At 70.8% G+C, this 9,401-nt stretch carries 6 protein-coding genes; 1 reads left to right on the plus strand and 5 read right to left on the minus strand.

Going from position 1 to position 9,401, the window contains the following annotated elements:
* Positions 1–24: 24 nt before the first annotated feature.
* From QIT00_RS35080 to QIT00_RS35095, 4 genes are all read right to left on the minus strand, one after another.
* On the minus strand, positions 25–1,563 hold the full coding sequence (locus tag QIT00_RS35080) for a DNA primase family protein (RefSeq protein ID WP_282539545.1): 1,539 nt from the start codon (positions 1,561–1,563) through the stop codon (positions 25–27).
* Entirely contained in the window at positions 1,560–2,663 is a 1,104-nt protein-coding gene (locus tag QIT00_RS35085) for a bifunctional DNA primase/polymerase (RefSeq protein ID WP_282539546.1), read from the minus strand. Before QIT00_RS35085 ends, QIT00_RS35080 begins: the two co-directional genes overlap by 4 nt.
* Before the next feature lie 872 nt (positions 2,664–3,535).
* The gene (locus tag QIT00_RS35090; RefSeq protein WP_282539547.1) at positions 3,536–4,633 is read right to left on the minus strand and encodes a ParB/RepB/Spo0J family partition protein; all 1,098 of its coding nucleotides are present in this window, start codon (positions 4,631–4,633) and stop codon (positions 3,536–3,538) included.
* Complete coding sequence (locus tag QIT00_RS35095; protein ID WP_282539548.1) at positions 4,633–5,295, minus strand: ParA family protein; 663 nt, start codon at positions 5,293–5,295, stop codon at positions 4,633–4,635. The genes QIT00_RS35090 and QIT00_RS35095 overlap by 1 nt, the downstream gene beginning before the upstream one ends.
* Before the next feature lie 730 nt (positions 5,296–6,025).
* Between QIT00_RS35095 and QIT00_RS35100 the strand changes: the two genes are divergently transcribed.
* Positions 6,026–8,131 (plus strand): condensation domain-containing protein, encoded by a 2,106-nt coding sequence (locus tag QIT00_RS35100; protein ID WP_282539549.1) that lies wholly within the window; start codon positions 6,026–6,028, stop codon positions 8,129–8,131.
* Between the two features lie 465 nt (positions 8,132–8,596).
* Here QIT00_RS35100 and QIT00_RS35105 read toward each other — a convergent pair whose 3' ends face one another.
* Positions 8,597–8,737 (minus strand): hypothetical protein, encoded by a 141-nt coding sequence (locus tag QIT00_RS35105; RefSeq protein WP_282539550.1) that lies wholly within the window; start codon positions 8,735–8,737, stop codon positions 8,597–8,599.
* Positions 8,738–9,401 lie beyond the last annotated feature (664 nt).

The following is a 9,401-nucleotide window of genomic DNA, read 5'->3' on the forward strand; positions in this document are numbered from 1 at the left end:
GACGCATCTGGCTTGATCCCATCATCAGGCATCCTCCCCATCGGCAAGGATTCCGATACCCGGGTAGTACTTGCGCTGATTGGACAGGATCATCTGCTTGGGCGACTCGAGCCCGATCGTCTCGCGTACGCGAGCAGCGAAGGAGCGGGACGTCATGGCCGGCGCCCCCTCATTCTGGCACCAGCTCTTGTACGCGGCATACAGCCGTGCCTGTTCTGCCCGCTGGTCGGGGTCGAGCGAGCAGGCCTCGCTCAGAAAACGGCCGGTATGGTCTTCCGTCTCCGCGTACGCGGTGGTCGCGATGCGTACGCGCTCGGGGCCGGTGAGGTCCTTGTCGCCGCCGAGGTAGCGTCGGGCGCCCTCGATCAGCCAGTTGAGGATGCCGGGGCCCTCCTCGGTGACCAGGATGTCGGCGAGGTTGTCGATCTTGCGGTCGTCGGGGACGGTCCGCTCGAACGGGATGAGCCGCATACGGCGCCAGAAGGCGAAGCCGCCGGTGCCCACTTCGGGGCGGTGGTTGCCGAGCAGCCAGAGCTTGTGGGTGGGTTCGAAGCTGAAGAAGTCCTGCCGCATCCGCCGGGCCTTGATCCGGTCGCCGCCGGTGAGCAGCTTCACGCGCGCCTCGTCGAACCGGTCCCCCGGCTTGACCTCGCTGCACACGATGACGCGGCGGCCGTGCAGTTCGGCGAGGTCGGTGGGGTGGCCCTCGTACGGGCGGGCCATCAGGAAGCCGGGGGGAGCCGCGTCGGCGTAGTCCCCGAGGAGTTTCATCAGGACGTCGAGGAGCACGGACTTGCCGTTCTTGCCGACGCCGAAGAGGAACGGCATGACCTGGCCGCCGACGTCCCCGGTGACGGAGTAGCCGAGCAGCAGGTGCAGGAAGCCGATCATCTCGGTGCCCTCGGCGTCGCCGCCGAAGGTGTCCTGGAGGAAGCGGTTCCAGCGCGGGGTGGCCATCTGGCGGGGCCCGATGGTCGTGGACCGCGAGTGGAAGTCCTTGTTGGGGTCGGGGCTGCGCAGCAGTCCGGTGCGCAGGTCGACGATGCCGGCGGGGGTGCACAGGACGTACGGATCAGCGTCCAGGCGGGAGGCGTTGAGGACCATGCCGGGCGCGGACTTGGCCTGCAGCAGCATGGCGTTCATGCCGGAGGTGCTCAGGGCGCGCCTGCGGTGCTTCTGCAGGTCCGAGGAGGTGTGCAGGCCCCGTGGGTCGCTGGCGGCGATCGACTCGGCGAGGTCCCCCGCCGCCCACATCACGGTGTCGTCGTCGTCGATCTGCCAGCGGGTGCTGTCCCAGCGGTACCAGCCGAGTCCCGGCACGTGCCGGTAGTCGGTCGCGTACAGCTTCACGAACAGCTTGGCGTTGCCGCGGTCGGTGAGGGTGTCGGGGACGAGCCCGCCGGCCGTGGTCAGGGAACCGGCGGGATTCTCCGGTGCGGGGCTCTCACCGCCCTGGGGCGGTACGGGGCCCGCGGTGGAACGGGCGAGGATCTGGGCGGCGACGGCCTCCGCGTCGAAGTCGAAGAGGGCGTTGTTCTGATCCTGGTGCGGGGACGGCGTCACGAGCTGCTCCCGGGTTCCAGGGGACGACGCAGCCCGGCGCTCATGCCACTGCGGATGATCTGTTCGGCCCGGCGGGTCTGTCCGGGCCTGGCCTGCTCGGCGGCCTGCAGCAGGACGTGTTCGGCCTCGGCCTGGTCGAGGTGGCCTGCGGCGACGAGTCCTCCCAGGGTGTACGCGGCGCGGTTGAGCTTCTCGGAGAACGCGGCGCCCTCGGGCGTCTTGGCGCACTCGGTGACCTCGGTGAGGACCGTGAGCAGCGTCCTGGTGGCCTTGCCGGTGCGCCCGCCCGCCGCGAGGACGGCCTGCCGGGCCCGCGGCGGCACGGGCCGGGGGGCGGGAACGGCCGGGAGATGCCCGGTGCGTTCGAGCTCCTGGGCGAGCCAGCCGGGCAGCGGGGCGGGTTCTCGTACGGGCCCTACGGGCATGTAGCTGCCGTCGGGTGTCGTGGTGCCGGGTGTGACGATGTACCCCCCGTGGGCGCGGATGTCGACCTGCCAGACGAGGGCCCGGCGGGTGCTGGTGCCGGTGGAGCACTGCCAGGCGCGGCCGTCGACGGCCCGGTACCAGACGTGCATCCCGCCACTCGGGGTGCGCACCCGCAGCGTGCTCTCGTCCTCGGAGGGGCTGACGACTCCGCGCAGCGCGGCGAGCACGGCCAGGGTGTGGTAGCCGTTCGCCAGGCCCATCAGGTCGACCTCGTCCGGGATGTGAATGCCCGGCAGGAGACGGTCCCGGCTCGGCACGGGCTGTTGATGCGCGTCGACATCGATGACGACGAGGCCCGCGGGACCGCAGGAGACTCCGACGCCCATCGCGGGGGCACTCCCCCACCAGGCCTCGATGCGGGAGGTGTCGAGCGTCGCCGAGTGGAAACCGTGACACCAGCGCCCTTCGGCACGGCACCCGCAGTCCCGGTGGGTGTGCCCGGGCCTGCGGCAGGACTCGCAGTTGGCGGCGGGCACCTTGCGTCCGGCGGCGAGTGGGAAGACGGGCCAGCCCCGCGTCGCGCACCACCGGGCCGTGGCCAGGGGGGCAGCGACCGAACGCGCAGAGCTGGACTGCCGTGAGTCGCTGCGTGAAAACCGCAGCTCAGCAGGCATTTAGTTCCCCTATCAGCGACCGAAGCGACTCAACGACGGACATAGATTAGCGAAGTTCGGGCGTCTGGTGGGGCTGCTGTGGACAATGCCCCGAACAGCGTGTCGATCACCCAGCCTCTCAGCTACCCAACAGCGACTGAAGGTGGGGCGCAGCGACTGAAGGGGTTTCAGTCGCTGTCTTCGGTCGCTGGAAAAACCGCAGGTCACAGCCTTGCAACCAGAAAAACAGCGACTGAAGCGACTCAGCGACTGTATATATGAGCTCTACGCGCAGGCGCGCACACCCGCGTTGCTCTTCATATATAGGGACCTTGAGTCGCTTCAGTCGCTGTTCTGCTGGGCTCAACGCCTCTGACCTGCGGTTTTGCCCGAGCGACTGAGAGCGACTCAAGAGTCGCTCGGTCGCTGGTCTTCAGTCGCTGTGGGTTTCAGTCGCTGTCGGAGGCCCTGGGCGAGCGACTGAGAGCGACCGAAGAACGGCCGAGAACAGCTACCGAAGCGACTGAAGCGACCCGAGCGACCGAAGCGACCAACTCGCGGGCAACCTTTCGGCCTTGTCGTGCGTCGGGGGTCAACCCCGAAAGTGGGTCGCTTCGGTCGCTTCAGTCGCTGCCCACTCCCCCACTCCCCCGCCTGACGGGTGAGGCCGTACGACACAGAAGCGCTGTGCGGCGTTCTGAGGGGCTGGCGGGACGCCCGTGGCCTTTTCCTCCAGCGGACCGCTGCCAGGACGCTGAGGGCGGGCTCAGTCCGTTCAACAGGCTTACGGGGTGCGGAAGATGGGGCGGACGCGCCCGCACATCCCCGTACGGGAAAGCGAGTGGCCCGGCCTCCGGGAGGGAGACCGGGCCACTCGCGGGGCTCAGCGGGGCTCAGGATTCCTGGAGGTGTTCCCGCATCAGCTTGTGCAGCGACTGAAGGTCCTCGGGCGTCATCCAGTGCTTGATGGTCCGGAACACCGTCTCCGGGTTCCGCCACGGGATGGCCCCCACCGTCGCGATGTCGGGCAGCGGTTCAGGCCGTTGGGTCGCTGTCCTCCGGACCGGTACGGACAGGTCGTACTCCTCCGACGCGGCCTCCTCCCCCGCCTCAGGGACGGACGGAGCCGGCGGGCCGGTGACCGGGGCGGGCACCTGCGCCGGTGGCTCGACCGCTTCCCGGACCGGCTGTTGCCCGGGCCCCGCCAGCGGCTCCCGTACGACCTCGGCCTCGGCCTTGGGGGCGGGCGCAGGCGCGGGCTGCTGCACCGGCTCCGCCGCGGGCTCGTCCTTCGTACGTCGCGGGCGCGGGGCGGCGAGCACGGCGGCGCGGCGGTCGAGTTCGTCCTGCCAGGCCGCGGCCTGCTCCTCCTGCGGGAGTGAGGCGATGTCCCGGCCGATCCGGATGGACAACTCCCCCGAACTCACCAGCTGCTGGAGTTCCGGGGTGAGCCGCAGCAGCTTGCGCTGGTTGCTCACCCACGGGCCGGATTTGCCGTAGTGCTTGGCGACCTTGTCGGCGCCGCCGAGCTCGACCACCATCGTCTCGATACCGAGGGCCCGCTCGATCGGGTCCAGGTCCTCACGGTCGTTGTTCTCCGCGAGCACCGCGTCCAGGAACTCGGCGCGGGAGTTGGCGACCTCCTCGTGGTGCACCACGTCGAGGGCCGGCCGGCCGACCAGGACCGAGGCCCGGAAGCGCCGCTCGCCGTTGGCGATGACGTACGGGATATCCCCGATCCGCTCGGCCTCCTCGGGCCACAGCTTCAGATAGCCGGCGCGGGAGACCACCACGGCGGGCTGCAACTGCTTCTGCTGGAGCTTCAGGCCGAACTCCCGCAGCTGCTCCTCCGTACCGAAGTTGCGGCGCGGGTTGAAGCGCGTCGGGATCAGCTTCTCCAGCGGGAGGGAGAGCAGCAGCAGATCGCTGCGGCCGGGAACGTCGTCGACCTTGGCCCCGGCGAGGGAAGCGAGACTGGTCCTTCGACCCATCAGGAGCGACCTCCGTAACCGAGTTCGAGCGCCAGGCGGAAGAAGTCCTCGCGCGCTTCCATCGCGACGCGGTTCTTCGGGTACTGCGTGACGACCTTGCCCTCCACCGAGGCCCGCGTGTGGACCTTGTAGCGGCGGATGACGGCCTCGGCACGCGGCCAGCCCTGCGCGTCGATATACGCCTTGGTGTCCTCGAGGTCGGCCGTACCGTCGCGCGGGTCCCAGTTGTTCACGGTGACCTGGAAGGGCAGGCCTGTGGGCTCGATGACCTTCTGGATGGTGCGCGCCGTCGGGTCGAAGGCGAGGCCTTCCGGCGGCATGGGGACGATCACGTCGTGCGCGTACTTGAGCGCCTCGAGGAGAAGGTTCTCGTCCTGGAGGCTGCCAGGGGTGTCGATGAAGACGTGCTGCAGCCCCTTGTCCTGTCCCTTGAGCGTGTCCGAGACGATCGCGCCGAGGTTGAGGGTCGTGGTCGTCTTGCCGACGCCGCCCTTCTGGTTGGCGACGACGTGGACCTGGGCGCCGGTGTCCTTGAGGACGGCGAGGTTCTCCGGAGTCTCGTGCTCCTGGGAGAAGTCGAAGGGCAGATCGTTGATCCGGTTCGCCCACCAGACTGTGGAGGCCTGGGGGTCGATGGACACGACGTAGACAGAAGCTGGCATGTGATGCTCCGTTTGCTTCCCGTGGGTTCCGGTACTTCGGGCGGGAGCATCATCGCAGACGCGGTCAGGTTCACCGCACGGATCCCGGGGCGTTTTGTCCGAGTGCGGGTGGGAGTGCGGGGTGCTTGTACGGGGGTCGGGCGATTTACCGCGGTAAAACACGGCGGGGTACGGGCTCCTGACGGGGCGCCGTCCGCGCTCCGCGAACTGACGTGGAACCAGATCCATGGAACCAGCTCCTCCGTTTTACCGCGGTAAAACGCCCGACGGTCCGTCACGTTCCGAGCCCTGAGCTCTTGAGGCCTTGAGCCCCTGAGGCCCGAGGCCCCGAGGCCCGAGCCGACGACCGGAGGTAGTGGTTCCGCTTTACCGCGGTAAAACGAGGGCCGCCCCGAGCGAGATGCCGCCGCTCCAGGGAGCGTCGATTTACCGCGGTAAAACGACGGCGACCGGCGTCTCGACGATCCGCCCTTCAAGAGCCGTTCGTGCCCCGGCCCAGGAACGCTGGAGGGGAAGTGACCGCACCCCCGGCCGCGCTCTACCGTCCTGCTGCGGGAGCACAGCCACGGCCGGGACTCCTCGTCTCCCCGCAGGAACGTCCCGGTGCCGCGCCGCCGTCCGGGCACGCGGCACCGGGACCCGTCCCGTCCGTGCTGTCCCCGCATCCGCACGTTCCTGTCCGGCCCGTACGCGGTGAGCCAAGAGGGAGCAAGAGGGAGGAGGAGTCCGGATGAACGCCGACCGCCCCTCGTCCGAGCCCCGGTCCGAGCCGCTCACCGTCGTCGTCGAAGCACCGGGCACCGAAGGCGCTCCCCTGGTCCTGGAGTTGTACGGCGCCATCGACGCACCCCGGGTCGACACCGCCGTACAGCAGGCACTCGGAAGGCGCCCGGACGGCACCGCGTGGCGGTACGGGCTGCGGAGGAACGGGCCCGCGCACCACACGCTCACCCTGGAGCCTCCCGGCGCCGAACACCGCGTACCCGAAGACCTTCCCGTCGGTCTGCTCACGGATCTGCTCACCGCCGGACCCACGGACGGAGGGGGCGGGCCCGCAGGCCGGGACAGCCGTGACCGGGCGCCCCATGGACCCGTCCGGCACACACTGCGGGCGACACCGCTCCAGTGCGAGCTGCTCGCCGATGCCGAGGCCCATCCCGGGGCGGGCCTCGGCATCGGCCAGCTGAGCTGGGAGTGGTACGGGCCGCTGGACCTGGAGCGCTCCGCGGCCGCCTGGCGCTCCGTACACGACCGGGAGAGCGTGCTGAGGGCGGCCTTCGACGGGGCGTGCGACACCGGGGAACTGCGGGTCGTCGTGCACGAGTGGGTCACGCCCGTGGTGCTGCTGCGGGCGGGGGACTGGCCCGCGCTCGTCGCCCTCGACCGCCAACGCGGCCTCGACGTACGCAGTCCCGGGCCGGTCCGGATCACCGTGGGGGAGGGAGGAGGGCATCAGGAACCGCCGGGGGAGCGGCCGCACCGGATGCTGCTCACCTACCACCACGCCCTGCTCGACGACCTGAGCGCCCGGCTCGTCCTGCGGGAGTTCTTCCGCGCCTACCTCGCCGGGGGGCCGCTCCCCGGAGGCGCGCGTCGGCCCGACATCGGCGACTACAGCGACTGGCTCACGGCCCAATACCTCGCGCCCGCACGGGAGTTCTGGGCCCGAGCCACTCCACCGGCCGGAGCGTCCGACCTTCCCGTACCGCCCCCGCCGCGCACCCCGGGTGGGGCCTGGCAGGGTCGGGCGAGGCGCGTCCGGCACCGGCTGCCCCCTCAGGAGGCCGAGGCGCTCCGCTCCTGGTCGGCCCGTTGGGGGTCCACCGAGTTCGGCGCGCTGCAGGCCGCCTGGGCCTTGTTGCTGCACGGGGCCTCGGGCGCGGAAGCCGCCGCACCCGTCGCGTTCAGCGTGTCCGTGTCCGGCCGTGGCGTGGCCCTCGACAGCGTGGACCGGCTGCCCGGACCGCTGCGGAACGCGCTGCCCGTGTCCGTCGTCGTCGACCCGGACACCCCCGGCCCCCAGCTCCTCGCCGCCTTGCGGGACCGGGCCCTGGACATGGCGGCGTACGAGTGGGTCTCGGCGGGGCAGATCGCCGGGTGGGGGAGTGGAGCCGGTCCTGCGCGGACCCTGCTGATGTTCAAGGGCGGCCCTCGCCCGTCCGTCGTGCCCGTCGCCGAACTGGCCGCGCAGGGGATCCGGGTGCCGGAACCCACGGCCCACGACGCCGACGCCGCGTTCCTGCTCACGCTGACCGCGCACCACGACACGGCCGGGGGGCTCGTGCTGACGCTGACGCACGACCCGGCTCTGCTCCGGGACGCGGACGGGCTGCTCGCGGATGTGGCGCTGCTGCTGCGCCGGCTTCCCCGGCATGATGCCCGGCCCGTACGGGAGCTCTCCCTGAAGGACCGGGCCGTTCCCGGGACCGACACCCCGGCCCTGCGCACGCTGCGCCCCGGGTCGGGAACGGCCGCGGCCGTGGTGTGCCTCGTGCCCGCGCCCGGCCGAGGGCAGGCGAGCCGCTATGAGCAACTCGCCCTGGCGTACCCGGGACCGGAGCCGGTCGTGCTGTTGAGCGGCAGGCAGCACACCGTGGAGAAACGGCTCGCCGCGCTCGCACCGCTGCTCGGCAGGGGGGAGCGGCTCGTGCTCGGCGGCTTCTCCGGCAGCGGCACGGAGGCGTACGCCCTTGCCAGGCTGGTCGCGCACGACGGCCACGGACCCTGCCTCGTGGTGCTGGCCACGGACGCGACGAGCGACGCCGACCTCGCGCGGAGCCTGGGGGCCGCCGCGCGCGGGGACAGGGTCGGACGGGGCCGGCCCGGGGCCGGATAGGGCTGCTGTTTCGGTCGCCCCCGAAGTAGCTGTTCAGCGAGGCGCGTTCGTGATTCCGGCGGGTGGCGCGCAGGCGCTGTCCGCCGCGCCGCAGACGAAGACGGTCTCGGTCCAGGCGGAGGACGCCGGTACGCGCACTGCCGCCGCCACCTGCTGGACCCGGGTCATCAGGGTCAAAGGACTGCGGCGGTGCCGTCACCAAGTTCAGCACCGGCTGGAAGCGCGCGGCCGACGCCCGCGTCAGCCTCAACTGAGCCCGCCAGGCACCCGCAGGTGCGCGGGAATTTACCGCGGTAAAACGGAAGAGAGGATTCCAACTCGCCCTGGCCTCAAGGGCGCGGGGGAGTGGCCGGCACTCGCCTTCCCGCCAACTGCCCGCGTCCACCGCCCCGTTGGCTCGTACGAGAAACGCCCTCCGGCAGGTGAGTTGCCGGAGGGCGTTGTCTGTTCTGGACCGTTCCCGGGTCACCGGCGCGTGCCGGGCTTCGGGAGCGGGCGGGGGCGGGGGACGGATCGGGGCTTCGGCTGCGGAAGGTGCCGCTGGCGGCCGCCACGGTGGGCGGGGGAGAGGTCGGTGCCGGCGAGCTGGTCGGGACGTACGCGCAAGAATGCTCCTTCAGAGGCGCTGGAGGTCGCTCCGCAGCGAGCCATCCCACTGCGGATGAAGTGCTTTGAAGGTAGCGGTGCACTTGCAGTGGTGTCAAGGGAGTTGAAAGGAGTTGAAGGGAGCTGATGGATCGTCGGCGGTCTACTCCTCGCCCTGCGGCGCCCTGCTCCAGGAACGCGATCGTGTCGTCGGCCATCAGTTGGTACGTGATCGGGCCCGGCACATCGGGTGTGTGCCCGTGCCCGCGGCGCTCAGGGGTGTAGACGTGGAACTTCTCGGCCAGTGCGTCGAGGTTCGGGGCGAAGAACCGGGCGTCGACCAGGCCGCCGTGCAGCAGCACCAGGGGGGTGCCCGCGCCGTGCTCGTCGTACCAGGTGTTCACGTCTCCGAGCTGGGCGTAAGCGGCCATCGGTCCGTCTCCATCCGTATCCGAACTCAGCCGACGTCGGCTGAACTGCAGTCACGGATACTGACCCGTCGTACGGGAGAAACTCATCGCCGCCCCGGTCCTGGGCCGGGCACCGGGGCCGTCCCACCCCGCCCCCAGGGCCGACCGCCCATCCGGTCCGCCCCAACTCCCAGGCAAATCAAGCCAGTTGTGCCCCCAGGCGTGGCCCGGGGAGCCCCGGATTCCCTACGCTCGTGCGCAGCGCGGTGCCGGGG

It is taken from the genome of Streptomyces luteolus (assembly GCF_029968015.1).
Classification (GTDB): Bacteria; Actinomycetota; Actinomycetes; order Streptomycetales; family Streptomycetaceae; genus Streptomyces; species Streptomyces luteolus.

Bases quoted from the DNA above. Each gene is read 5' to 3' on its own strand.
- QIT00_RS35085 (WP_282539546.1), bottom strand. From the start codon at position 2,663: ATGCCTGCTGAGCTGCGGTTTTCACGCAGCGACTCACGGCAGTCCAGC.
- QIT00_RS35100 (WP_282539549.1), top strand. From the start codon at position 6,026: ATGAACGCCGACCGCCCCTCGTCCGAGCCCCGGTCCGAGCCGCTCACC.
- QIT00_RS35095 (WP_282539548.1), bottom strand. From the start codon at position 5,295: ATGCCAGCTTCTGTCTACGTCGTGTCCATCGACCCCCAGGCCTCCACA.
- QIT00_RS35090 (WP_282539547.1), bottom strand. From the start codon at position 4,633: ATGGGTCGAAGGACCAGTCTCGCTTCCCTCGCCGGGGCCAAGGTCGAC.